The following is a 24,922-nucleotide window of genomic DNA, read 5'->3' on the forward strand; positions in this document are numbered from 1 at the left end:
GGTAAGGCATGAAAGCGCTACTCATCTGCGAATACCGGGAAGGAAAACTCCTCGACGCAAGCTACGAACTGGCGGCCTTTGCCGATAAGCTGGGGGCCGAGAAGGCGATGGTCCTGATCGGGAGCGAGGCTGAGGTTCCCAAGGTCAATGGCACGGTCTATCTGGCCGATGCCGGCAAATACGGCGAATACAATCCGGATGTCCATAAAAAGATCGTCCTTGCGGCGGTTGAGCGGGAAAATCCGGACTACATCGTTTTCGTCCATTCCTCCTATGGCTGGGATCTGGCTCCGCGTGTTGCCGCAACCCTGAAAGCCGCCCAGATTTCCGAGATCGTCAACATTGTTGATGGAAAATTCGAGGTCGGCATCTGCAATTCCAAACTTCGGCGGAACGTTACCCCGACGACGGGAAAGGCAGTTCTTACCATCCAGGCCGGGGCCTTCAGTGTTACCGACGCCTCCCAGGGGGTTCCGCAGTTGGAGCGGATCGATCTTGCCGATGGGGCTTCGAGTCTGGAATTTGTCGGCTATGAGCCGGCGGAGAAGAAGGATGTGGATCTTACCCGGGCCGAGGTAATCGTCAGCGCCGGGCGGGGAGTTGGGAAAAAGGAAAACGTGCCGGTCATCGCGAGCCTTGCCAAGGCCCTGGGTGGAGAGTTGGGAGCAAGCCGTCCGGTGGTGGATGCCGGGTGGGTCGAGCATAGCCACCAGGTGGGGACCACGGGCCAGACGGTCAGTCCCAAGCTCTATGTGGCGTGCGGCATCAGCGGTGCAATTCAGCACCTTGCGGGAATGAAGAAGTCGGATTTTATCGTAGCCATCAACAAGGATAAGGATGCACCCATCGGCGAAGTAGCAGACGTACTGGTCGTTGCCGATGTCCTGCAGTTTGTGCCGGCCTTGACGGGAATGCTCCAGAAATAGAACTCACAGATAACTGACATGTCCTGACAAAGGGGTAGGGCAGGCGTGCCTACCCCGGGTTCTTTCACCTTCAGGGGACAAATTTATCTATAAATTGGTAAACAGGTACCAAGTTGCATATATTGGTTCGGATTGTAAGCAGATGATTCATACGCACTTAGAGTGAAAAAACGTGACAAGGAGGAAGGACAATGAGCACTGCACCGCATCGCTGGACAATGACTGCCGTGGGCGAACCCATGGTTAAGGCGGATTTTGACGCGACTCCGCCGTCTGACAATGAAGTGGTGGTTGAGGTTGCCGGCTGCGGGGTATGCCATACCGACCTGGGTTTTTATTACGATGGCGTGCGTGTCAACAATGGCTTTCCGTTGGCCCTTGGGCACGAGATCAGCGGCAGGGTGGTCGCCACAGGCAAGGGGGCAGAGGCCTGGCAAGGCAAGGCAGTGCTGATCCCTGCGGTCATTCCCTGCGGAGTCTGTGATCTGTGCCTTTCAGGGCATGGCACCATCTGCCGCCAGCAGCAGATGCCGGGCAACGACATCCAGGGGGGCTTTGCCACCCATATCAAGGTGCCGGCCCGGGGCCTCTGTGCCGTCGATGAAAAAAAACTTGCCGCGGCAGGCTTTGAACTGGCGGACATCTCTGTCGTCGCCGACGCCGTAACCACCCCCTACCAGGCTGTCGTTCAGGCGGAAGTTCAAAAGGGTGATCTGGCCATCGTGATCGGTATCGGCGGCGTAGGGGGCTATGCCGTACAGATTGCCCATGCCATGGGTGCCACTGTCGTTGCCATCGACGTGGACCAGGCAAAGCTGGACAACATGGCCAAGTACGGCGCCGGCCTCACCATCAATGCACGGGAGCTTCAGGGGAAAGAGCTGAAAAAAGTCATCCAGAACTTCGTCAAGGAAAAAGGCTTGCCGGAAACCTGCTGGAAGATCTTCGAATGCTCCGGCAGCGCCCCTGGCCAGGACACCGCCTTCGGCCTGATGACCTTTGGCGCAACCCTGTCGGTGGTGGGTTTCACCATGGACAAGATCGAACTTCGCCTCTCCAATCTGATGGCCTTCCATGCCCGGGCTCTGGGCAATTGGGGCTGTCTTACCGAGCTCTATCCGGCAGCGCTCGACATGGTGCTCGACAAAAAGATCGCCCTGGCGCCATTTATCGAGAAACATCCCCTGGAAAAAATCAACGAGGTCTTTGACGCGGCCCATGCCCACAAACTGACCCGGCGGGCCATCCTGGTTCCCGGTCGGTAAGTTTCCGATAATAATCGGCGGGGCAGCGATGCCCCGCGAAACAGCAGAAATTCTGATAGCGTGGAGGAGTATATAACCATGAGCGAGAGCCCTCTCAAGGTATGGCTGGAAAAGGACGGGAAGCTGCTGCGTCTGCGGCTGGCCCGTCCCAAGGCGAATATCGTGGATGCCGCAATGATCGCGGCACTGCAGGCAGCACTCACGGAGCATCTGTCCAGTGCGCGGCTTCGGGCCGTGCTTCTGGACGCGGAAGGCCCCCATTTCAGCTTTGGCGCCAGCGTTGAAGAACACATGCCCGACTCCTGCGCCGCCATGCTGAAAACGCTTCATGCCCTGGTTGTGCAGATGCTGGAATGCCCGGTCCCTCTGCTGGTTGCGGTGCGCGGCCAGTGTCTGGGGGGCGGGCTTGAGGTGGCTGCGGCAGGCAATCTGATCTTTGCGGCTCCGGGGTCGATGCTGGGGCAGCCGGAAATCAAGATCGGCGTTTTTGCCCCTGCTGCGTCCTGCCTGTTGCCGGAGAGGATCGGCAAGACCCAGTCCGAGGATCTCCTCTTCTCGGGCCGCAGCATCAGCGCGGAGGAAGCCTTCCGCATCGGTCTGGTTACCGCGGTGGCCGAAGATCCGGAGCAGGCAGCGGTTGCCTATTTCGACGAACACCTTGCGGGGCTCAGCGCCAGTTCCCTCCGGTTCGCCGTGCGCGCGGCACGGATCGGCGTTCTTGAGCGGACCAAAGCGAAAATAGCCGCGGTGGAAAAGTTGTATCTCGAAGAGTTGATGGCAACCCATGACGCCGTTGAAGGTCTGAATGCCTTCCTCGGCAAGCGCCCCGTTGTTTGGGAAGATCGCTGAACGTGAGCGGTTTACCATAGAGCCGGCACAACCCAAGGCTCAGGAAGTACCAGTAGTTACTCCTTTCATTGTTGGTTCAAGGGGCAGGACGCCATGCCTGCCCCGGTTTTTCACATCCCATCCACCAAGCACGGTGAATGGGTTTATTAGTATCTATTTAAACTGATAGAACAGAGTTATAAATACAACTATTTAGAAAAATATGTAAAAACCTAACTATTGATGCATTGTATTTCTGCCGGACAAGATTGCAGACAACGATGTTTGCCAGGAGATTGTCATGGACATCAGGGCAAAAGTTGAGCAGCTGTCGGCGCGCATGCACGACAAGCCTCAGTATCCAACCCAGGGAGCGGTACTTTTCGTCGACCTGGAACGCCGGGAATTTTTTTCCAGATACCTCCCGGTGGAGGCGGTGCGCACCTTTCTCACCAATCGCGGCGGGAACATGTACCTGCTTTACAATCTCATGGTCGACGGCAAGGAACCGCTGGACCCGGAGATCCCACTGATCTTCGGCAGCGGAGCCCTGACCGGCGTCGTTCCGACCGCAACCCGCGGCAACGTCAGCGGCATCTCGCCGGAAAGCAACGCAATCCTCGACAGCAGCTGCGGCGACGCCTTTCCCACCTATCTCAAGCAGCATGGCTATGACCACCTGGTCCTCTTTGGCCGTTCTCCCCAATGGACCCTGCTGCGGGTAACGAAGCAGGAAGTCTCCTTTCACGATGCCACTCCCTACCGGGGAATGGACAACTCCGACCTTGCCCATGCCGTAGAGCGGGATTTCTCCTGCACCGAACGGAAGGATATGGCCATGGTCCGGATCACCAGCGCCGGTGAGAACCTCACCCTCTGTGCCGGCATCATGGGCGGGGTCAAGGCGATCTATGCCCGGGGAGGAGCCGGAGCCAAGATGGGTTCGCTTCGGCTCAAGGCGGTCATGATCCTCGGGAAGTGCGATCACCCCTCCCTGTCGCCATCCTTCAAGGAGAACAATAAGGATATAGCCAAAAAGATACTTTCCACCAGCGTTATCAAGAATGCCCTGCAGACCGTCGGCACCCCCTTTCTCTACAAACCGAGCCGAATCCTCGGCGCCATGGGGACAAAGAACAACCAGGAGACCAGCTGGGGCGATTCCCTCGACGCCGATAATTTCGACGTCTATCGGCCCGGCATGGATGGCTGTCTCCGGTGCCCGGTCCGTTGCCGTCCGCTTAACGACCTTACTCCGGAAGGGAAAGGGGGGTGGGGGGCCAACGCCCTCAAGGGGCTGACCGGCAATGCCAGCTACGACCAGCGCCAGGCTGACGTGGAGCACAAGAAGGAGAAGGCCTATAACGGCATCAGGGGAGACGGGACGTTCGACCGGTACGACAAGGGGGATGGCCCCGAATACGTCACCCTGCAGAAGATGGGGCCGATGATCGGCATCAGCGCACCGGAACAGGTGCTGCGTCTGAACAATATCCTCAACGAACTCGGCCTCGATTCGGCCAGTGCCGGCAGCGCCATCTCCTGGGCCATGGAGCTCTATCAGCGGGGCATCATCACCAGGGAGGATACCGGCGGGCTTGAGCTCACCTGGGGGAATTACGAAGTGGTCGAGAGACTCCTCTTCATGGCCGCCCGGCGGGAAGGGTTCGGCGACGTCATCGCCGACTCCACGAGGGCTGTGGAGCGGGGCAAATATCCTGCGGAGGCGTTGAAATACCGAATGGCCGTCAAGGGCCTGTTCCAGTCGGACCCCCACGATGCCAGGATCCTCAAGGGGTTCGCCCTGGGTCTTGCAGTCGCGACCCGCGGCATGGACCACCTGCGAAACCGCCCCACCCTGGAGATCAACGCCAAGATCAACGACAACCGGGAGCTCAAGACCGCTCTCTATGGCGGCCATGTGGCGCCGGAGCCCAACAGTTACGTAGGGAAGGAATATGCCGTGCGCCGCTGCGAGAACATCTACGCTGTCGGCGACGCCGTCGGCATCTGCCGCTTTGCGACCAAGCTGTTCAACTCCCCTTCCACCGCCGACTACGATGATTTCGCCCGGCAGCTGAAGGAGCTGACAGGAGAGGAATTCACCCCTGGCGAGCTTGACGAGGTGGGGCGCAACATCACGGGAATCGAGCGGCTCATAAATGCCCGCCTGGGATTGACCGAGAAGGACGACACGCTCCCCGACCGGTGGTTCGACGAGGAAATCACTGTCGGCCCCTTTGCCGGGGAGAAGATCGACAGGACACAGTTCGAAGAGATGAAGGCCCGCTTTTATTCAATCACGGGGTTGAACAGCGCGGGTGTTCCGTCCCTGGAGTGGCACCGCCGTCTTGCCCTGGTTGCCACCGGATTTGCCGTCACGGTGAAGCTCCCCTTTGGCTTCCCGGGGGCTCCTGAAGGGGCAGTCATTGTCGATCAGCCCGTGGCAACCGCTGCGGAGCTGAGAGATGCGCTCGCAAAAAGGCTCCCCCGTGCCGTGGACAAACTCGAAGATGGATCCATGAGCCTGATTGTCAACGGCACGGTGGTCCTTGAGAACGAAGCGGCATTTCCCGTCCGCAACGGTGATGAGATCACCATGCTCCCCCTCCTTGGGGGAGGCTAGACATCAAGAAAGGAGCATTAGATGGGATTTCTCAGATATTTCGCGTTGTTGGCCCTGTTGGGCGTCACGGCCTGTGCCGGTCCCCGGACCGCTGCCGGCCCGTCGGAAGAGTATGTGGAGATAGACAACCCGGCCTACACCATGTCTCCCAATGCATCGCCCACCATCTGGGTCCCCCGCCGGTACGTGGAGAGCGGTATTCCCCGCGGCAGTCAATTGCTGAAAAAGGGGTACGAGGAGGTGGTTGGGAAGGAGACGCCTGCTCCGACTTCACCAGCGGTCTCACCACGGTTGCGTATCGCCGTTCTGCAGATGGGGGGAAATGAGTTGGCGGCGGGACTCGGCGAGAAGCTGAGAAGCTCCGCCCTTGTTGGTGAGCCACGGCCGGAAGGCGCTCTTTCCGTTCCTGCGACCATGGAGGAACGCGGTGCCTACGTTCTGAGCCTCAACCGGAGCAGGGACTTCAATGCTGTCGTATTCATCGGATCCCAGAAGGGAGAGGGGGCCGGAAACGTGCTGGTGGCCGAGCTGTATGACGGCATGGGTGGAATCCTGCTTCGCCGGATCGAGGTTCCCATTCCGGTCCATCCGGAGAATGATGCGGTGTCCAGGGGGGCTGCCCTTTCCGCTTCCCTTGATTCCGTGGCGGAAAAGGTCCGTGGAGTTGCGCGGCATGTTCCGTGGCTGTGCGGGATTGTGGCGGTGGAGGGGGAGAAGGTTTACATCAACGCCGGCAGGGAAAGCGGCATCGGTATAGGTCAACGGTTGAGGATCTACCGTGGCGGAAAGGGGGTCAAAGGGCTGGGATTTGACCCCGGAAGCAGGATCGGGACCCTGGAGGTAACCGGCTTCGTGGGCCCCAACGGCGCCTACGGCACCATCAGGGAGGGAGAAGGGGCCCGCACGTCCGATCTGGTGGGTATCGAATAGCGAAAGGGGGAGCAGGGAGAAAGCGGAGTGGTGGAACATGTCATGTGTGCGACGGATAACGAGAAAGTTACAGCTCATTTCTAGTGTGTGGAGGAAAACATGAAGAAAAAGGGACTCACGGCGGCTGTTTCCATTTTACTGCTGGCCGCTCCGGCCATGGCCGAGGAGGTGCCACAGGTCACCGCGCCGGCCTATAACTGCGATTTTCAGCCTAACTGTGAAGTAGCTCCCGGCATCTACGGCAAGATGGCCTCGCCGGTCTACAGCAAATTCAACCTGACCATCGGTGGTTACGTCAAGCTCGATTACGCCTACAACTCGGTAAACCTGGGGTCGAACGGTGCCCTGGGCACGCTTCAGAGGGGCATTCCCAAGAGCAGCTCCCCTGCCGGCCAGCAGGACCAGTCGATCTTTACCGCCCGTTCGTCACGGATATGGCTGAAGGTTGCCGGGCCCACCTTCCTCGGGGCAAAGACGAACGCCATCATCGAGACGGACTTCTATGGTTCGGGCGGCTCTTCCAATGAGACCTCCACCATGCGGCTCCGCCTGGCTAACGCTTCGCTGGACTGGGCCAACACCCAGCTGGTGCTGGGACAGGCCTACGACATTTTCGGTCCGGCCACTGCCTCCACGGTTGATTTTGGTCAAGGAGCCATGACTGGCGTTCCGAACAATCCGCGGGTTCCACAAATCAGAGTGACCCAGCGCGTGAAGCTGAATGAAAACAACTCTTTGCGGCTGATCCTGGGGGTTCAGAATCCTGTGCAGAATTCCAACCTCCAAAGCGGGGCAAATGGCGACTCATGGGGGGCAGAGGTAAACGTGGCCGGCCAGGCAATGTTGATCAGCAAGCTTCTCGGGGTCGCGCCGGGCTACTACGGCATGTCCATGAATTCTCTTACCGCTGGCTTCTTCGGCCTTTACGGCAACCAGGACGTGGCAGGGGACAGCGACTCAATGGACAGCTGGGGGTATGGCTTTTACACTTTCGTGCCGCTCTTGTCGTCGAAGGATGGCCGGAACCGCGCCATGACCGCTTCCTTCGAAGGGCAGGCATACATGGCAGCCAATATGAGCACCATCGGCGCAACGGCGATAGGCGTGGTGGGCCCCGCCGGCGACAGGTCGGCCGCCAAGGGGTACGGCCTCTTTGGGCAGCTCATTTTCTACCCGACCCAGGATCTGGGGATTACGGCCGGCTACGGACGGAGAAATGCCTATAACTACTCAAGTTACAACGGCGTCTCCAACTTCGAGAAATCAAACTCCGTCATCTATGCCAATGTAACCTATGACTTGAACGCCGCGGTCCGTTTTGCCGCCGAATACCAGAACATCAATACCCAGTACGGCAATGTCACCAACGGCACCGGCAACCTGGCAGGGCTTGCGGACTCCGGCACTGTAAACATCGGGCGCTTTGCAGCCTATTATTTCTTCTGATCCGCGTACACCTCAAAGCCATCCCCACCCCACTGCCGGGGAAACGGATGATGAACGCCACTTGCCTGCAAGGGTCGGGGGTGGGGATGATTTCCTCTCTTGATGTTAAAAGCGCAAAACGGTACTATTATCCAAGGTTTGTTGTTTGATTGACGAGAGGTCGGAAGATGAGGTGGAAGCCATATGGCCCATGAAATACGAGACAGTGATTCACGCAGGTTGCGGATCGATTTCCACGTGCACCTGGGATTGTATACCTACCAGAAGCCATGGGTGACGGAATGGATAAAGCAGTCCCATCCCGATCCCGCGGGATATGAGGCATATATCAACCGTTACAGCGATCCGGGGGAGTTCGAGGAGCTGCTGACGGCCGAAGGGGTCGATTACGCCTGCATTCTGGCGGAACTGAGCCATAGCACAACCGGTGTCTGCACCAACGAGCAGGTGCAGGCCTTCTGCCAAGGGAGAAAGAGGCTGATTCCCTTTTGCGACATCAACCCCCATCTCTTCACCGACCTGGGGAGCGAACTCCGCCACAAGGTTGAGGTGGAGGGCTTCCGGGGCGTGAAACTGTACCCCACCTACCAGCATTACTATCTCAATGACCGGAGAATATACCCCCTGTACCAGGCGGCGCAGGACCTGAAAATACCGGTGCTGATTCACACTGGTTCTTCGGTTTTCAAGGGATCGCGCATAAAATACGGCGATCCGCTTCATCTGGACGATGTGGCCAACGATTTTCCGTCCCTGAATCTGGTGATGGCCCATTCGGGGCGGGGTCTCTGGTATGACCGGGCCTTTTTCCTCTCCAAGCTGCATGCCAATCTCTACATGGAGGTTTCCGGACTCCCCCCGTCGAAACTGATGACCTATTTCCCGGAACTGGCGCGAAATACGGACAAGGTTATTTTTGGCAGCGACTGGCCGGGGGCGTCAGAGATAAAACGCAACATGGAGGCCATCAGCGCCCTGCCTCTGCCGGCAGAAGGTGTGGAAAAAATTTTGGGAGGGAATGCCGCCAAGCTGCTCAATCTTTAGTGCCGGTGGATATTCGGATAGGCGAAGACCGCAGAGTACCGCAAGAGCTGGATGGGAGCAGGGATACGGTGATGGTGGGGCGACAAGGCGAAGTTCATCTTCGCAAACTCAAATTTGTGATAATTCTGGTCCTTGTGGTTGCCACCGCCCTTGGTGCCCTCCTCTGGATCAGGCACACGACCAACGCCGTTCGCGCCGAAGCGCGGGAGCGCTTCTTCGAGCAGTACAACCGGCAGCAGTCCCTCATGGCCGAATTGGCCTCCCACACCCTCGAGGAGATGTTCGCAACGTTTCATCGCAACCTCGATCTGGTGGTGAATCTTTTCGAAGGAAATGCGGTCACCCGGCAGCGGGCCGAAGAAGTCAGCGTACGCCTGAAAAAGATTTACGGCTCTCTCGCCAACACCCCCGTAATTGACCTGGTGGTCTTTGACAGCAGGGGAACAGCCGTTGCCATAGAGCCGGCTGATCCGTACACCACGGGACGCAGCTATGCCTGGCGTGACTATTATCACTGGGCCCGCGAAAAAGGAAAACCGGGGCAGATGTACCTCTCCCCGTTCACGCGCCTTGAGGGTGGGAAGCGTCGAGGGGAAAAGGCCCTGATCGTCGCAGAGGGGATTTATGGCCCCCGGGGGGAGTTTCTCGGAGTCGTCAGCTGTGTCATTGACTTTGAAAAACTTGCGCGCAAGCACATTCTTCCCATACATGTCGGCATGCATGGCCGCGCCTGGCTTGCGGATATCAGCAACAGGACTGTCCTCGTAGGCCCGAGCGGCAGGCTGATGGGGAAAAGTTTCGAAGAGGCGTTTCTCCCGCGATGGCCGGGTCTCTATAATCTTCTCATCTCCATGGAAAACGGGAAGCCGGGGAGCGGATGGTACGATTATCTGGATGCGGAAATCCCTGATCAGCAAGTGCGGAAGCTGGGGAGCTATTATCCGTTCCGGATCGAAAATCGCCTCTGGGTACTGGGAATTTCCACCCCCGAGAGGGAAGTGGATGAGCTCTTGTCCACCTTCATGCACCGGCAGGAGGCCTTCGCTACCACCCTGCTGGTGACGGTCATTGGAGGTGCAACACTGCTGTTGGGGTTTCTCGTTAACTGGAACCGGGTTCTCTCCGCGCGGGTTGACTATCACACCAGCGCCTTGAGTGAAGCCCATTCCCGGCTTGAGGCCACATTTGACGAGTTGCTGATGGCAAAAAAGGTGGCCGCCGTGGGACACCTGGCCCTGGGGTTGGCCCACGAGATCCGCAACCCCCTCTCGGCGATCCAGATGAACATGCAGATGATCCGGAAAAAGATCGAACCGGCCGGTACGCTCAGGGAAAACTTTTCCATTGTCGAGGAGGAAATCAAGCGGCTTAACCGACTGCTCAGCGATGTCCTTGATTTCGCCCGTTCCCGGCCGTTGCGGCTGGAGACAGTGGAACTGGGCGAGATTGTCAACCGCTTGATGCAACTCATGTCTCAGCGGATGGAAGAATTGGAGATTCGGACCGAGGTCCGCATCGACTCTCCCCTGCTCATTGTCTGCGACCCCGGGCAGATTCATCAGGTGCTCCTGAACCTTGTAGTCAATGCCTTTGAAGCCATGAAGGAGAAACCGATCGGCGAGCGGGTGCTCACCATCACCGCCCATGGCAAGGACGAGATCGCGTTGCTCAGGGTAAGTGACACCGGTGGTGGTATTCCGCCCAACAAGCTCGACCAGCTTTTCGAGCCGTTTTTTACCACCAAGGCTTCCGGTGGCGGATTGGGTCTGTCGATTCTTCAGACAATTGTCCTGCGCCACGGCGGATCGGTTTCAGTTGACAGCGAACCTGGTCTGGGTGCCACCTTTACCGTGACACTTCCCCTCAGGGGGCCCACCGAGAAAGGAGATGGCCTGCCATGAAAACGATTTTGATCGCCGATGACGACAGAGCCATTCGTCGAACACTGGAGCTGCATCTTGGTGAGGTGGGCTATGCGGTCATCACGGCAACCAGCGGTAACGATGCAGTCGAACTGGCCCTGACCCGGGACGTTGACCTGATGCTGCTCGATCTGCGGCTGACCGGCATGGATGGTTTCGAGGTTCTGACCCTCATAAAGGAAAGGAAACCCTCACTGCCGATAATCATGGTTACGGCCTACGATGACATGCAGACCGCAATCGAGGCGATCCGTCTCGGCGCCATCGATCATCTTGGCAAGCCCGTCGACCTTGATCATCTGGACCAGGTGATCGAAAAGATTTTCGAAATGAGTGACCTGTCCCGCACCGGTGTCGCCTTGTGCGACTCCATTGACGCGCCTTTTGAACAGAACATATTGGTGGGCCGCTCCCGGGTAATGAAGGAAGTGTATAAAACCATTGGAGCCATTGCCGACTTCCGGGCCACGGTTCTTATCCAGGGAGAGAGCGGCACCGGCAAGGAGATGGTGGCCCGTGCCATCCATTTCAACAGCAAATTCCGCAATCGTCCGTTCATTGCCGTGGCCTGTTCCGCCCTTTCGCCAACGGTCCTCGAAAGCGAACTGTTCGGCCATGAAAAGGGGGCGTTCACCGGGGCGTATCGAACGAAACCGGGGAAGTTCGAGCTGGCCCAGGGGGGGACGCTGTTTCTCGACGAGATATCCGAGATCAGTCCCGATTTGCAGGTCAAACTGCTCCGTTTCATCCAGGAGAGGGAGTTCGAGCGGGTAGGGGGAATCGAGACCATCAAGGCCGATGTGCGCATTGTCGCCGCCACCAACAAGAATCTTCTTACCCTTGCCAATAGCGGCATATTTCGCCATGACCTGTATTATCGCCTGAAAGTGGTTTCCATCGATCTTCCGCCCCTCAGGGAACGCAGGGACGATATCCCCATTCTGGTGAAATATCTGCTGGAAAAGCTGCACCATGAAACCGGCAAGCGGGTGGATATCATCCCCCATGAGACCATGAACGCTATCCTTTCCCACCCCTGGCCGGGAAATGTTCGGGAGTTGGAGAACACGCTGAGGCGTGCCGTTCTTCTTTCCCACGGCACTGTGTTATCGCCCGAGTCTCTCCACCTGGATGAGGGAGGTGAGGGTGACGTCTTTCCCCTGGGGCTCAAGCCCCTGTACGAAATTGAGCGGGAACATATCCAGAAGGTACTTGCCTTTACCCACAACGAGAAAAAACGGGCGGCCGAGATCCTCGGCATCTCGCGGCCCACTCTCGATCGCCGTCTCAAGGAATACGGGCTTGAAGAAGACTGAAGTCTGACCCGCCATCTCAAACCTTTACGTCTCTCATCACATTTTTACACCTCACATGTGTCCGTAGCCCGCCTGGTAAACCATCGTAATAAATCCATCCATAAAAAACATATATAAAACGATATGTTATATTTGTTTATGTGCGACAATTCCATTGTCTGGTGTTATGGAGTTGATATTGCAAACAGCTTTTTAAATTGTACCCGCAATTGGAAAACACCCATTACACCTGGTTTGAGAGAGGGAGGATGTCATGGAGAAAAAGAAGATACTGGTGCTCAATCTTGGCTCTACGTCTACAAAAGTCGCTGTGTATGAATCCGAAATAATGATGATGGCTGAGTCGGTGGGGCATGGACCCGAAGAACTGAAACAGTTCAGCACTATTTTTGACCAGTATGAATTGCGGAAGAAGAGCATTTTAGGTGTTCTGACAAAGCATGACATCTCCCTGGACGAGATTGACTGTATCGCGAGCAGGGGAAGCAATGTCAAGCCGATACCCGGCGGCATTTACCGGATAACCTCGGACATGATCGAAGACATGAAGTGCGGGAAATACGGCCTTCATCCCAACATGTACGGCGGCATGGTGGCATACGATCTGGGCAAACAGAGGAACATACCGGCGCTTACGGTTGATCCTCCAACCATGGATGAGCTGTGCCCTTCAGCCAGATACTCCGGAATTCCCCAGTTGGAGAGACAGAGCAGGTTTCATGCCCTGAACCAGAAGGCAACTGCCAGGAAGATAGCCGCCAGGCTGGGGAAGGGGTATGACGAAGTGAACCTGATTGTCGCTCATCTCGGCGGGGGCATTTCGGTTGGGGCGCACCGCCAAGGGAAAGTCGTGGATGTCAACAACGCCCTGGACGGCGATGGACCCTTTTCTCCCGAACGGGCCGGATCGCTCCCTGCGGGCGACCTGGTCAAGCTCTGCTACAGCGGCAAGTATTCCCTGGATGAGGCAATGAAGCTTGTGCAGGGGGGTGGGGGGCTGGTTGCCTATCTGGGGACGACCAACGGCATTGAGATAGAAAAAAGGATCAGCGAGGGGGATGCTGTCGCGGCGGAGGTATTCGAGGCCATGTCCTATCAGATTGCCAAAGAGATCGGCGCTTGTGCCGCGATACTTGAAGGAAAGGTCGACGCCATAGCCCTTACCGGCAGCCTGGCCTATTCCAAGAGACTGACCGACAGTCTGACAGCGAAAGTTTCATTCATTGCCAAAGTCCATCTCGATCCGGGCGAAAATGAAATGGATGCCCTTGCCGCCGGAGCCATGCGCTTCTTTCAGGGCACTGAGCAGCTTTCAACTTACTAAAGAGGAGATGGAAATGCTTAAATCATTCGATGAACTGATCACTGCCGTACAGGCAAAACCGAAGAAAAAGATCGCCATCGTCGCGCCGGAGGGAACGACGGTGATGAAGCTGGTCAAGCAGGCCCTTGAGGCGAATCTTGCCGAGTTCATCCTCGTGGGCGACGAGGAGAAGATAAAGGCCATGTCGGCGGAGGCCGGATTTGATTCCCATCTTGTTAACATAATAAACATTCCGGATCACAAGGATGCTGCCGAAGAAGCGGTCAGGCTGGTGGTCGTGGGGAGCGCCAACGCCATCATGAAAGGCAACCTCCCCACCGCCACCTTCATGCGGGCAATCCTGGACAAGCAGAAGGGGTTGAACGACAACAGGGTAATCAGCGAGATCACTATCTACGAAAAAATCGTCGACGCACCGGGAGGTGGCTTTCGCTTCCTCACCGATTGCGCCATCAACGTCCAGCCGACCCTGGACGAGAAAAAGCAGATCATCGAAAATGCCGTGTCGCTTTCCCACAAATTGGGGAATCACTTGCCGAAAGTTGCCGTCATCTCAGCCGTCGAGGTGGTGAACCCGGCCATGCCCGACACCATCGAAGCGGCGGCCCTAAGCAAAATGGCGGAGCGGGGCCAGATCGAAGGATGCCTGGTTGAGGGTCCGCTGGCCTTTGACAACGCCATCTCCCAGGAGGCGGCCAGGTACAAGAAAATCAAGGGCGAGGTGGCCGGCCAGGCGGATATCATCATGGCGCCAAACCTGCTTTCGGCGAACCCGTTGCGCAAATGTCTGGTCTATTACACCCAGCAGCGGATCGCCACCGCAGTCATGGGTGCCAAGGCGCCGATCGTGCTCACATCCCGCTCCGATTCGGCCGAAACCATGCTGCTTACCATCGCTCTGGCAGCATACATATCCTGAAGGCTGAATCCCCTGCAGCAGGAGCAATCCCGGCTTTTGGGGCGATTGGAATTTCGCTTGACATACTATCCGTAAAAAATGGTATATTGGTACACAATTACCATTATGCAACTCTGCAAGACTCGAAAGGAGTTTGAATATGGGATCATCAAAGCAGGTTCTGACTGATTGCACACTCTGTTACCACAGCTGCGGCACCAAGGTGACCGTCGAAGACGGCAAGGCAGTCAAGGTGGAAGGGCTCGAAAACCATCCCATCAACGACGGGCAGCTCTGTCCCAAGGGGGAAGCGGCCCTGACCCACATTTATTCGCCCGAAAGGATAAAGACCCCGCTCAAGAAGGTGGACGGGAAGTTTGTCGCCATATCCTGGGACCAGGCGCTGGATGAAATTTCCGCAAAACTCCTCAAGCTGAAAGAGGAGTTCGGTCCGAGTGTGCTGGGAGTATTCAGCGGTTCGATCGGTGTCGAAAACCTGGAAATGGCGCAACTGACCCAGCGGTTCAAGGCAGCCTTCGGTTCACCAAACTTCTTTTCGGTGGAAAGTATCTGCTATCGGATGCGCATCCGCACCCGGCAGATCACCTTCGGCAAATACCCCACCGAGGAGCTGGATTCCAAGCTGTACATCCTGTGGGGGCACAATCCCGATGCCAGCGATTTTCCCCTGAAGCTTGCCCTGGACAGGAATCTGGCCAAAGGGTCCAAGCTCGTGGTGATCGACCCCCGGCGCATACCCTACGCTGACCAGGCCGACATGTACCTGAAGATCCGGCCGGGCACCGATGGCGCCATGGCCATGGCGATGATGCACGTCATCATCAAGGAAGATCTGGTCGACCATGACTTCGTTGACAAGTACACCTCCGGCTACGAAAAGCTGGTGCCGCACGTGGAGCCCTTCACTCCTGAATGGGCCGAGGAAATAACCTGGGTCCCTGCTGACAAGATCAGAGAGCTGGCCCGCCTGTTCGCCACCACCAAAGGGGCATCCATTTATCAGGGGACCTGCACCCAGGACCAGACTGCCGGCGGCACGCAGAACAGCCGCGCTTTCTCGGTTCTGCAGATCATTACCGGTAACATCAATGTTCCCGGAGGCTGGGTTATCAGCCCGCGGCCGTACTTCGGCAATGTGGGGCTCAACGTGGAGGGTGATCCCCTGGGGATGGACGAGTACCCGCTCTTCATCGAGGTCTGGGGGCGAAAGAGCCCCTATGGCGTCATAACCATGGTGCCGGAGGCGATTCCGGATAAGTTGAAGGCGTTCTACGTGGTGGGTGGGAATCCACTGGTCTCCATGGCCGACTCCAATGCTTTCCGCGATGCCTTCCGGCGTCTGGACCTCCTTGTGGTGCACGACATGTTCATGACGGAAACTGCCCAGGAGGCCCATTATGTGCTCCCGGCCTGTTCGCACCTGGAAAAATGGGGGCTCGCGTACACCTACAACGTCTGCCACTGCCTGCCATACCTGATGTTGCGCAAGAAGTGCATCGAGCCGATCGGGGAGAGCTGGTCGGAATGGAAGGTCTTTACCGAGCTTGCCAAAAGGCTGGGGATGGGCGAACAGTTCCCGTGGGAGAGCGAAGAAGATCTGATACGGTTCGAACTCGGTCCTTCAGGCATCACCTTTGAGCAATTGTTGAACGACCAGCCTGAAGGAGCCTATTACGGCGAGAAGGAATACGTGGTGAAGGACGGCATGTTTGCCACTCCCACGGGCAAGATCAAGATCTTCAGTGCGGCGCTGGAGCATGTGGGTGCCGACCCCCTGCCGGTCTACATCGAGCCCGAACGAAGCCCGAAGAGCAGCAACAAGAAGTATCTCGAGAAGTACCCCATTATTCTCTCCACCGGCCACCGTAACTACTATTACGTTCACAGCCAGTTCCGCGGTGTCGATACCCTCAAAGCTGAATCCCCGGGGCCGATTGCCGAAATGGGGCTGGCGACAGGCAAGCAGTTCGGCTTGGCCGACGGTGATGACATCGTCATAGAAACCAATCGTGGCCAGATAAAAATGAAGCTGGCTCTGGATGAGCGTGTAGCGGAGGGATGCGTGTTCGTCCCCCATGGCTGGTCGGGGGATGCCAATGCTAACCTGCTCACCGATACCGACTGTCGGGAGAAGATCCTGGGGTATCCGGACGTGAAATCCCTCATGTGTTCGGTGCGCAGGGCCTCGGCCGCTGCCTGAATTTAACCGCACTGGTGTATCAACGGTAAATCGCTTTCAGAGGTGAGCCATGAACGTTGTCTACAGGTATGACAAGGGCAGACTGTCGGCAGGGGAGAAGGAAGTAGTCGCAGAAGTCCCCCTGCTTCTGAATGTCAATGGCAGGGAGATGGCGACCCTCATCGCCTCTCCCCATGACCTGCGATTCCTGGTGGCGGGCTTTCTCCGCCTCCAGGGATTGGTGGAGCGGGTGGAGGATTTCGACATGCTCTCCGTCTGCAACGATTTCGGTATCGCCCGGGTTCAGATCAAGGGGGAGCTTCCGGAAACTCTGAAGCCGGTGCTGACGTCCGGATGCGGCACCGGCATTTCCTTTACCATCCCCCAGGCAATGGCACGGAAGGGAAATGTCACCTTGTCCAGGCGTTTCGCCCCCCGCGATGTCTTTGCCATGATGGACGCAATGGCCCAGAAAGCGGAGGGCTACCGCAGCCATGGCGGCATCCATTCCGCCGCGGTGGGCGACGGCTCACTCTGTCTCTTTGCCGAGGACCTGGGGCGACACAACACCATCGATCGCATCGCCGGCGAAGCACTCCTGAAAGGGATTGATCTGACCGGCATGATGCTCGTCACCTCAGGGCGGATCTCCACCGAACTGGTGGCCAAGGCGGCACTTCTCGGGATCGGGTTGGTCGCCTCCCGCACGTCGCCGACGGAAACGGCGGTGAAGATGGCGACGGAGGCGGGGATTACCCTGATCGGCTATGTGCGGGCAGAAAGATTCGAAATTTTTTCTCATCGGGACCGGTTGGACATCTCCGAGCACGGTGGGAAAATAAAGGGGATGACGGGGGTCATCCTGGCTGGTGGTGCGTCAAGCAGGATGGGAAACAACAAGGCACTCCTCCTCCACCGTGGCGGCCGGTTAATCGAGGGAATCTACCGGAAAATGTCCGAGCTCTTCGAGGAAGTGATCGTCGTTACCAACAGACCGGAGCTTTACCAGTTCCTCCCCTGCCGGAAGGTGCCTGACATCTATCCGGGAAAGGGTGTGCTTGCCGGCATCCATGGAGCGCTCAGCCAGTGCAGTGAACCGGCCATCTTCACGGTCGCCTGCGATATGCCGCAGTTGAATGGCGATCTGATCCGCCACCTTGCCGAACAGTACCAGGGTGTGGATGTGGTCATTCCCAAGAGTGACGGCGGTTTTGAACCAATCCACGCCATTTATGGCAAAGGGTGCATTCCGGTGCTGGAAGAGCTTCTGCAGAACGGAGAACAGCGCGTACTTTCGCTCCTGCCGCTGCTGATGGTGCGGGAGGTTGAAGCTTCAGAGGTAGCTCTCTTTGACCAGGAGTTTAACTCCTTCGTCAACATCAACACACCGGAGGACTACTACAAACTTCGAAGCGATGAGAGGGAGACTGCCGAACAGAATACTCCCAGGCTACGACAGTCTTCATAACGGCATACCATAATTTTCATCTCCGAGCCGAGCCGCCTAAAAGGATTTTCCTCAAGGCATCCGGCCATTGGGCTTCGCTGGAAACGGTGTAGCCTTCCATTTTGCAAAGGAGACCTGACGGTTCGGATTATTTCCGGGACCGTCAAGGGGCCTTTCCATCCAGGAAGGCCCCTTTTTTCAGTTGATGAGCAAAATACGGATGGGGAGATAAGGTGCTGACCATGAACCGGATTGACACCATGCCGATACAGTTGGAGCCCGGGGTGCGGGAGATGATGGAAGAGAGGGGTATCCGGGAAGAGGACATCCGCCAGGTCTTGTCGTTTGCGGAACGGGAGGGGCTCTTTCATGCGCAGAAAGAGACGGACCACAGGCTGGCCTGCTTCACACCATCCAAGGTTACGTACTGGGTCGAGTATGGGCGGGAAAAAGATAGGTATCGGATCTACAGCGCCTATTCCCACCGGATGAAGATCCTTGAAGGCTTCAATATGCCATCCAAAAAGAAGCCTGAAGAGATTGGCTGGCTCTGCGGAAAGTGTGGCCTCGCGTTGGAATTGGAGGCCGTCAAGATGGCGTACCTGGACGAGAACTTTGTTGCTGATCTTCCGGCCTGTCCATCCTGTCAGCGGGTGTTGGTCAGCGAGGAGGTCGCAGTTGGCAAAATGGCCCTGGCCGAGAGGATGCTCGAGGACAAATAGCGATGCCCCCTACCATACAGTTTGACGGCCCCCATATGGAAATTCTGCTTCTCAAGCAGAGAGGCTATTGCTGCAGCCAGATCATGGTGAAACTCATGCTCCGCGAACTTGGGCGGGACAACGCGGATCTTGTCAGGTCAATGGCGGCTCTCTGTTTTGGAACCGGCTACTCCGGTGGAACCTGCGGCGTGCTCACCGGCGGGGCATGTGCGTTGTCGCTCTGCCTGGGAGGCGACTCAGCCGAGGAACAGCCTGACGCCCGTCTTCCCGGGCTCCTCATCGAGCTTGTGGAGTGGTTTACCGCGCGGGCAACCGCTTCATACGGGGGAACGCGATGCGAGGATATCCTGGCGTCAAGCCCCGACAAGCGAGCCTGCTTCGATTTGCTCTTGGCGGCGCTGGAGAAGATCCGGGAACTGGTGGAAACCGCCACGAGCGCAACAGCCGAGACTCTGTACCGCCGGCGACAGGAGCCGCTCCCATGAAAAAGACGCCGCTGGAAGGATGGATTCAAAAGCGCCTGCTCCCCCACGACGACGGGACACTGACCCCTGAGCTCCTCGGGGAATACCAGCTGCGAAAACTGCGGGAAGTGGTCTCCTATGCCCGACAGGAGAGCCCCTTTTACCGCGACCTTTTTACCGGTGTGGATGAAAACGGCGTGGAGAGTCTGGCGGCCTTTGCCCGTCTGCCGTTCACGACGCCGCGGGATCTGCGGGAACAGGGGGGGAGGATGCTCTGCACCTCCCAGGATGAGATCGAGCGGGTCGTTACCCTCCAGACATCCGGCACAACCGGGGAGGCGAAACGGGTCTTTTTTACGGGGGAGGATCTGGAGGCGACGGTCGATTTCTTCAGCCACGGCATGGCCACCATGGTGGAGGCTGGAGCAACGGTCATCATCTTTCTGCCGGGGGAGCGGCCCGACAGCGTGGGGGATCTGCTGGCGCGGGCCCTCACCCGGATCGGGGTGAAGCCAGTACCCTGGGGGCCCGTGCGTGACCTGGCGGCCGCCAGGGCGGAGATCCTGCGGCATCGGTCCCCCTGTCTCGTGGGGATTCCCACCCAGATTCTTTCCCTGGCCCGTGGTGACGTGGCGGGGGCGATACCCCGGGGGTGGGTGGCCAGCGTTCTCCTTTCCACCGACTACGTGTCGACGGCCATCGAGCAGGAACTGGAGCGTCGCTGGGGCTGCCGGGTCTTCACCCACTACGGGATGACGGAGACCGGCCTGGGGGGAGGCGTCGAGTGCGCGGCGGGGGAGGGGTATCACCTGCGGGAGGCGGACCTCTACACGGAAATCATCGACCCGCTCACCGGCCACCCCGTGGCCGAAGGGGGAGAGGGTGAGGTGGTCTTCACGACCCTGACCCGACGGGGGATGCCCCTGGTGCGCTATCGCACGGGGGATCGGGCCAGGGTGCTCCCCGGAGTCTGCCCCTGCGGCACGATCTTGAAACGTCTGGGGCGGGTGAATGGGAGAATCGAGGCGGAGATTGCCCTCCGCAATGGCTCGCACCTGACCATGGCCGCCCTTGACGAGGCACTGTTCCCCATTGCCGATGTGCTGAACTTCACGGCCGAGATAACGGGGGACGCCGGTCAGGCGCAGCTTCACCTCTGTTTCCAGGTGAAGGAAGGGACAGAGGAGCGGGTCGCCTGGAAGGCCGGCGCCGCTCTCCTGCATGCCGGGCCCCTCGCCGACCTCTTCCATGGGGGGGAACTGACCATGGGGAGCATTACCTTCAGCGATGCTGAGTGGTTCACGACCGGTGTGGTGAAAAGGCGGATTACCGACCGGCGACAACAGCTCGATTTATAGCGGTACATAACGATAATTCAAATCAACTTCCCAGGCACCAATGAAACGGAGGGAAAGCAAATGTCCGAAAACAGCAAGAAAACAGTCTATTCCGCCTGCACCCTGTGCTACCACAGCTGCGGCACCGAGGTGACGGTCGAAAACGGCAGGGTGACCGCTGTTCAGGGGCAGCAATCCCATCCGCTCAATAAAGGAAAACTCTGCCCCAAGGGGCGGGCGACAGTCGAGCATCTCTATCATCCCGAGCGCCTCACCCATCCACTCAAGAAGGTGAATGGAGAGTGGGAAAAGATCTCCTGGGAGCAGGCCTTCTCGGAAATCGGCACGAAACTGAACGGGTTGAAGGAGCAGTACGGACCGGAAACGCTCGCTTTTTTCTGCGGCTCCATCGGGGTAGAAAACCTGGAGATCGTCTCCCTGACCCACCGCTTTCAGGGGGCCTTCGGCACCCCGAACTTCTTCTCCGTGGAAAGCATCTGTTTCCGGATGCGGGTCCGCACGCGGCAGATGACCTTCGGCAAATACGTGGTGGAGGAGCTGGATTCCCCCCTCTACATCCTCTGGGGGCACAACCCGGCCGCGTCGGACTTCCCGCTGGCCATGGCCATCGCCGAGAACCTGAAAAAGGGCTCCAAGGTGGTGGTCATCGACCCCCGGCGGATTGCCATTGCCGACAAGGCGGAAATGTACCTGGCCATCAGGCCGGGAACGGACGGCGCCATGGCCCTGGCGATGATCAACGTCATGATCAACGAGAAGCTCTATGACGCCGAGTTCGTGGAGAAATGGACCTACGGCTTCGACAAGCTGGTTCCCCATGTGCAGCAGTACACTCCCGAGTGGGCAGAGGCGATCACCTCGGTGAAAGCCGACGACATCAGGGCCCTTGCCCGGCTCTTTGCCGGCACCAAAGGGGCCGCCATCTACCATGGCACCTGCACCCAGGACCAGTGCGCCAACGGGAGCCAGACGGACCGCGCCTTCGCCATTCTGCAGGCAATCTCCGGCAACATCAATGTACCCGGCGGCTGGGTCTCCGGCCCGCGCCTGAGACTGACGGACATCACCCTCCCCATTCCCGGCACCCCCCTCGGTGCGGACGAGTACCCGCTCTTCCATCAGTTCTGGGGGAGGACGAGCCCCTACGGCGTCATGAACATGGTCCCCGAGAGCATTCCCGGCAAGATCAAGGCCTTCATCGTTGCCGGCGGCAATCCCCTGGTGACCATGCCGGACTCCAACGCCCTGCAGGAGGCCTTCGACCGGCTCGACCTGCTGGTGGTATACGATCAGTTCCTGACCGAGACGGCCCAGCATGCCCATTACGTGCTCCCTTCCGCCCACCATCTGGAAGGTTGGGGGCTCGGCTACAACTACAACGTCTGCCACAACCTCCCCTATCTCATGCTGCGGGAGCCGGCCGTTGAACCTTTGGCGGAAAGCAAGACGACCCTTGACTTCTATGCCGGCCTTGCCGAGGCGTGCGGCTTTGGCGAGCTCTTCCCCTGGAAGTCCGATGAAGAGCTGATCGCCCACGAGGTGGAACCGAGCGGGCTCGATTTCGAGACGCTGCTGGCGAGCAAGGGTGGTGCTCTGTTTGGCGAGAAAACCTATGGGCTCCAGGGGCGTCCTTTCCCCACCCCGTCTGGAAAGATCGAAATCTACAGCCACGCCTTCGAGGATGCCGGGTTCGATCCGCTTCCCACGTACCTGGAGCCGTTCAAGAGCCCCCAGGGACCGCGCTGGGAAGAGCTCGGCAGCAGGTATCCCCTGGTCCTGTCCACCGGGACGCGGACCCTCTACTACAACGGAACGCAGCTCCACAATATTGAATCGCTCAAGAAATTCGAGCCATTCCCCCGGGCCGAAATCGGTCCGCGGACCGCAGAGGCCTTCGGCATCGCCCATAAGGATGACGTCATTGTGGAGACGGACCGCGGCTGGGTGAAGATGAAGGCGGACGTGAACGAGCGGACCATGGAGGGGGTGGTGCTGGTCCCCCACGGCTGGGAGGGGGAGGCGAACTGTAACCGTCTGACCGATGCCCAGTGCCGGGAGCCGATCATGGGGTATCCCCAGTGGAAGGGGCTGCTCTGCAACATCAGAAAGGCTGCGTAATCGTCACTGACTATTCAATTCGAGGAGAGACGAACCATGAACAATCTGCCGTTCCACCAGTTTCGCGGCACCGAGGGGTACGTGGCCTCCCGGGCACTCCAGGACGTGGTCAACGTGGCCATTGCCCTGGAGCGGCCGCTCCTGCTCAAGGGGGAGCCGGGCACGGGTAAGACGCTCCTCGCCCACCATATCGCCAAGGCCCTGGGGATGGAGATCATCCTCTGGAACGTGAAGTCCACCACCAAGGCCCGCGACGGACTCTACACTTACGACACGGTACAGCGCCTGAACGATGCCCGATTCGGCGACGGGGACGTGCGGGACATCCGCCACTACATCAAGCACGGCCCCCTGGGGCGCGCCTTCGCCAGTCCGGAGCGGGTGGTGCTCCTCATCGACGAGGTGGACAAGGGGGATATCGAGTTCCCCAACGATCTCCTCTTCGAGCTGGACGAGATGCGCTTTCACGTGCTGGAGACCGACGAGTGGGTAAAGGCCAACCATCGCCCGGTAGTGATTGTCACGTCAAACTCGGAGAAGGAACTGCCCGACGCCTTCCTGCGGCGCTGCGTGTTTCACTATATCGATTTCCCCGATGAGGCGCAGATGCGCGCCATCATCGATGTCCACTTCCCCGGGCTTTCCGGAGACCTTCTGCAGAGCGCCTGCACTATTTTCTACGGCCTGCGCGAAGTGCCGGGCCTGCGCAAGCGCCCCTCGACCTCCGAGCTGCTTGACTGGATCCGTGCGCTTCTGGCCAGTGGTGCGCGACTTCCGGAGGAGGAGACCCCTCCGTTCAAATCCGTCCCGTTCCTGGGCGCCCTCGTCAAGATGGAGGAGGATGTGGATACCTTGACCCGTCACGCCAACCGTCCTGCGGACGTACGAACGGCCGGCCACAGGTTCTTTCGCTGATGTTCCTGGCCCTCTATCACTCTCTGCGGGCTCTCAAGGTACCGGTCAGTCTCACCGAGTGGCTTACCCTGCTGGAGGGTCTTTCCAAGGGGCTCCACAACCAGAGCCTCGATGACTTCTATTACCTTTCCCGCAGCCTGCTCGTGAAGGACGTCGCCCACTATGATGCCTTTGACCAGGCCTTTGCCTATTGTTTCAAGGATGCACCATTGCCCGAGGACCTGGCGACCAAGGATAAGATTCTGGAGTGGCTCCAGGGTCAGCTGGCGCCGCTTCGGCTCTCCGCCGAAGAGATAGAAAAGATGAAGTCGCTCAGTCTGGATGAGCTGCTGCGTGAGCTGGAGAAAAGGCTCAAGGAACAGGATGAAGCCCATCACGGAGGCCGGAAGTGGATCGGCACAGGGGGAACGAGTCCGTTCGGTTTCAATGGCAGCCATCCGTCCGGCATCTCCTTCGCTTCGGAGCGAGGCAGCGGTAGTGCCGCATTGCAGGCATTTGCCCGCCGGTACCGCAACCTGCGCAGCGACCTGACGCTCGATGTGCGCCAGATCAGCGTGGCCCTGAAGCGCCTGCGGGATCTGAAGGATTCCGGAGCCGAAGAGGCTCTGGATCTGGGGGGCACCATCGACAAGACCTGCAGGAACGCCGGGGAGATCGACCTGGTCTTTGCCCGGGAGCGGGAGAACAATGTCCGGCTTCTGCTGGTGATGGATTCGGGTGGCTCCATGGAGCCTTTCCGCGCCCTCTCCGAACGTCTCTTTTCCGCGGCCAACAAGCTCAACCACTTCAAGGATTTCCGCGCCTTCTATTTTCACAACTGCGTGTACGAAAAGCTCTATGCCGACCTGGAAACCGACGAGTTCGTTCCCACGGCCGATGTCCTCCGCGAGTACGGCAAGAACTACCGTCTCATCGTGGTTGGCGATGCCGCCATGGCGCCCTATGAACTGTTTTACCACTCCGGCTCGCTGGAGCATTTTCATGGGAACACGACCAAGGGGATCGAATGGCTCCGGCAGACCGCCGAGGCCTTTCCCCAGCGGGCCTGGATGAACCCCCTGCCGGAGAATACCTGGACCCACTACGAGACCGTTCCAGCGGTGGGAGGGCTCTTCCCCATGTTCCCCCTGACCTTGGAAGGATTGGGGCGAGCCGTGCGGCATCTGCTGTAAC

18 protein-coding genes, 1 pseudogene and 1 riboswitch are annotated in these 24,922 nt (G+C 58.4%); all 19 genes and pseudogenes read left to right on the forward strand.

Going from position 1 to position 24,922, the window contains the following annotated elements; translation table 11 throughout:
- Positions 1 to 8 precede the first annotated feature (8 nt).
- The 19 genes and pseudogenes from RCH91_RS15255 (at position 9) to RCH91_RS15345 (ending at position 24,921) form a co-directional block, all read left to right on the forward strand.
- Positions 9 to 926, forward strand: a complete 918-nt coding sequence (locus RCH91_RS15255; RefSeq protein WP_306535840.1) for an electron transfer flavoprotein subunit alpha/FixB family protein — start codon at positions 9 to 11, stop codon at positions 924 to 926.
- Between the two features lie 191 nt (positions 927 to 1,117).
- Complete coding sequence (gene had, locus RCH91_RS15260) at positions 1,118 to 2,191, forward strand: 6-hydroxycyclohex-1-ene-1-carbonyl-CoA dehydrogenase (protein WP_306535841.1); 1,074 nt, start codon at positions 1,118 to 1,120, stop codon at positions 2,189 to 2,191.
- Positions 2,192 to 2,269: 78 nt separating this feature from the next.
- Positions 2,270 to 3,040 carry a cyclohexa-1,5-dienecarbonyl-CoA hydratase gene (locus RCH91_RS15265; protein WP_306535842.1) on the forward strand — a complete coding sequence of 257 codons (771 nt, stop codon included), beginning with the start codon at positions 2,270 to 2,272 and terminating at the stop codon, positions 3,038 to 3,040.
- Between the two features lie 319 nt (positions 3,041 to 3,359).
- Positions 3,360 to 5,582, forward strand: a pseudogene (locus tag RCH91_RS15270) (aldehyde ferredoxin oxidoreductase family protein); the annotation flags it as partial.
- Between the two features lie 84 nt (positions 5,583 to 5,666).
- Positions 5,667 to 6,575, forward strand: a complete 909-nt coding sequence (locus tag RCH91_RS15275) for a hypothetical protein (RefSeq protein ID WP_306535844.1) — start codon at positions 5,667 to 5,669, stop codon at positions 6,573 to 6,575.
- A 99-nt stretch (positions 6,576 to 6,674) separates the two neighbouring features.
- Positions 6,675 to 8,021, forward strand: a complete 1,347-nt coding sequence (locus RCH91_RS15280) for a hypothetical protein (RefSeq protein WP_306535845.1) — start codon at positions 6,675 to 6,677, stop codon at positions 8,019 to 8,021.
- 183 nt (positions 8,022 to 8,204) lie between these two features.
- Positions 8,205 to 9,065 carry an amidohydrolase family protein gene (locus tag RCH91_RS15285; protein WP_306535846.1) on the forward strand — a complete coding sequence of 287 codons (861 nt, stop codon included), beginning with the start codon at positions 8,205 to 8,207 and terminating at the stop codon, positions 9,063 to 9,065.
- A gap of 116 nt (positions 9,066 to 9,181) precedes the next feature.
- Complete coding sequence (locus RCH91_RS15290; RefSeq protein WP_306535847.1) at positions 9,182 to 10,966, forward strand: ATP-binding protein; 1,785 nt, start codon at positions 9,182 to 9,184, stop codon at positions 10,964 to 10,966.
- A complete protein-coding gene (locus tag RCH91_RS15295) occupies positions 10,963 to 12,303 on the forward strand; it encodes a sigma-54 dependent transcriptional regulator (RefSeq protein WP_306535848.1) in 1,341 nt (446 codons plus the stop codon). Before RCH91_RS15290 ends, RCH91_RS15295 begins: the two co-directional genes overlap by 4 nt.
- A 253-nt stretch (positions 12,304 to 12,556) precedes the next feature.
- Positions 12,557 to 13,627: a butyrate kinase gene (gene buk / locus RCH91_RS15300; protein ID WP_306535849.1), complete on the forward strand. Its 1,071-nt coding sequence runs from the start codon at positions 12,557 to 12,559 to the stop codon at positions 13,625 to 13,627.
- A 13-nt stretch (positions 13,628 to 13,640) separates the two neighbouring features.
- On the forward strand, positions 13,641 to 14,546 hold the full coding sequence (locus tag RCH91_RS15305; RefSeq protein WP_306535850.1) for a bifunctional enoyl-CoA hydratase/phosphate acetyltransferase: 906 nt from the start codon (positions 13,641 to 13,643) through the stop codon (positions 14,544 to 14,546).
- Positions 14,547 to 14,685: 139 nt separating this feature from the next.
- Positions 14,686 to 16,746, forward strand: coding sequence for a molybdopterin-dependent oxidoreductase (locus tag RCH91_RS15310; protein ID WP_306535851.1), 2,061 nt, complete (start codon positions 14,686 to 14,688; stop codon positions 16,744 to 16,746).
- A 49-nt stretch (positions 16,747 to 16,795) separates the two neighbouring features.
- Entirely contained in the window at positions 16,796 to 18,193 is a 1,398-nt protein-coding gene (fdhD, locus tag RCH91_RS15315) for a formate dehydrogenase accessory sulfurtransferase FdhD (RefSeq protein ID WP_306535852.1), read from the forward strand.
- Positions 18,194 to 18,201: 8 nt separating this feature from the next.
- Positions 18,202 to 18,321, forward strand: a riboswitch (molybdenum cofactor riboswitch).
- Positions 18,322 to 18,414: 93 nt separating this feature from the next.
- A complete protein-coding gene (locus RCH91_RS15320) occupies positions 18,415 to 18,894 on the forward strand; it encodes a DVU_1557 family redox protein (protein WP_306535853.1) in 480 nt (159 codons plus the stop codon).
- A gap of 2 nt (positions 18,895 to 18,896) precedes the next feature.
- On the forward strand, positions 18,897 to 19,379 hold the full coding sequence (locus RCH91_RS15325; protein ID WP_306535854.1) for a DVU_1555 family C-GCAxxG-C-C protein: 483 nt from the start codon (positions 18,897 to 18,899) through the stop codon (positions 19,377 to 19,379).
- Complete coding sequence (locus RCH91_RS15330; RefSeq protein WP_306535855.1) at positions 19,376 to 20,716, forward strand: DVU_1553 family AMP-dependent CoA ligase; 1,341 nt, start codon at positions 19,376 to 19,378, stop codon at positions 20,714 to 20,716. Before RCH91_RS15325 ends, RCH91_RS15330 begins: the two co-directional genes overlap by 4 nt.
- A gap of 60 nt (positions 20,717 to 20,776) precedes the next feature.
- A complete protein-coding gene (locus RCH91_RS15335; RefSeq protein ID WP_306535856.1) occupies positions 20,777 to 22,834 on the forward strand; it encodes a molybdopterin-dependent oxidoreductase in 2,058 nt (685 codons plus the stop codon).
- Positions 22,835 to 22,870: 36 nt separating this feature from the next.
- Complete coding sequence (locus RCH91_RS15340) at positions 22,871 to 23,749, forward strand: MoxR family ATPase (protein WP_306535857.1); 879 nt, start codon at positions 22,871 to 22,873, stop codon at positions 23,747 to 23,749.
- Positions 23,749 to 24,921, forward strand: a complete 1,173-nt coding sequence (locus RCH91_RS15345) for a VWA domain-containing protein (protein ID WP_306535858.1) — start codon at positions 23,749 to 23,751, stop codon at positions 24,919 to 24,921. Before RCH91_RS15340 ends, RCH91_RS15345 begins: the two co-directional genes overlap by 1 nt.
- Position 24,922: the final 1 nt, after the last annotated feature.

This window comes from Geobacter sp., from assembly GCF_030834625.1.
In the GTDB taxonomy this organism is placed as follows: Bacteria; Desulfobacterota; Desulfuromonadia; order Geobacterales; family Geobacteraceae; genus Geobacter.

Bases quoted from the DNA above. Each gene is read 5' to 3' on its own strand.
- fdhD (WP_306535852.1), top strand. From the start codon at position 16,796: ATGAACGTTGTCTACAGGTATGACAAGGGCAGACTGTCGGCAGGGGAG.
- RCH91_RS15310 (WP_306535851.1), top strand. From the start codon at position 14,686: ATGGGATCATCAAAGCAGGTTCTGACTGATTGCACACTCTGTTACCAC.
- RCH91_RS15345 (WP_306535858.1), top strand. From the start codon at position 23,749: ATGTTCCTGGCCCTCTATCACTCTCTGCGGGCTCTCAAGGTACCGGTC.
- RCH91_RS15295 (WP_306535848.1), top strand. From the start codon at position 10,963: ATGAAAACGATTTTGATCGCCGATGACGACAGAGCCATTCGTCGAACA.
- RCH91_RS15335 (WP_306535856.1), top strand. From the start codon at position 20,777: ATGTCCGAAAACAGCAAGAAAACAGTCTATTCCGCCTGCACCCTGTGC.
- RCH91_RS15255 (WP_306535840.1), top strand. From the start codon at position 9: ATGAAAGCGCTACTCATCTGCGAATACCGGGAAGGAAAACTCCTCGAC.
- RCH91_RS15275 (WP_306535844.1), top strand. From the start codon at position 5,667: ATGGGATTTCTCAGATATTTCGCGTTGTTGGCCCTGTTGGGCGTCACG.
- RCH91_RS15325 (WP_306535854.1), top strand. From the start codon at position 18,897: ATGCCCCCTACCATACAGTTTGACGGCCCCCATATGGAAATTCTGCTT.
- RCH91_RS15285 (WP_306535846.1), top strand. From the start codon at position 8,205: ATGGCCCATGAAATACGAGACAGTGATTCACGCAGGTTGCGGATCGAT.
- buk (WP_306535849.1), top strand. From the start codon at position 12,557: ATGGAGAAAAAGAAGATACTGGTGCTCAATCTTGGCTCTACGTCTACA.
- RCH91_RS15265 (WP_306535842.1), top strand. From the start codon at position 2,270: ATGAGCGAGAGCCCTCTCAAGGTATGGCTGGAAAAGGACGGGAAGCTG.
- RCH91_RS15340 (WP_306535857.1), top strand. From the start codon at position 22,871: ATGAACAATCTGCCGTTCCACCAGTTTCGCGGCACCGAGGGGTACGTG.
- RCH91_RS15305 (WP_306535850.1), top strand. From the start codon at position 13,641: ATGCTTAAATCATTCGATGAACTGATCACTGCCGTACAGGCAAAACCG.
- had (WP_306535841.1), top strand. From the start codon at position 1,118: ATGAGCACTGCACCGCATCGCTGGACAATGACTGCCGTGGGCGAACCC.
- RCH91_RS15330 (WP_306535855.1), top strand. From the start codon at position 19,376: ATGAAAAAGACGCCGCTGGAAGGATGGATTCAAAAGCGCCTGCTCCCC.
- RCH91_RS15280 (WP_306535845.1), top strand. From the start codon at position 6,675: ATGAAGAAAAAGGGACTCACGGCGGCTGTTTCCATTTTACTGCTGGCC.
- RCH91_RS15320 (WP_306535853.1), top strand. From the start codon at position 18,415: ATGAACCGGATTGACACCATGCCGATACAGTTGGAGCCCGGGGTGCGG.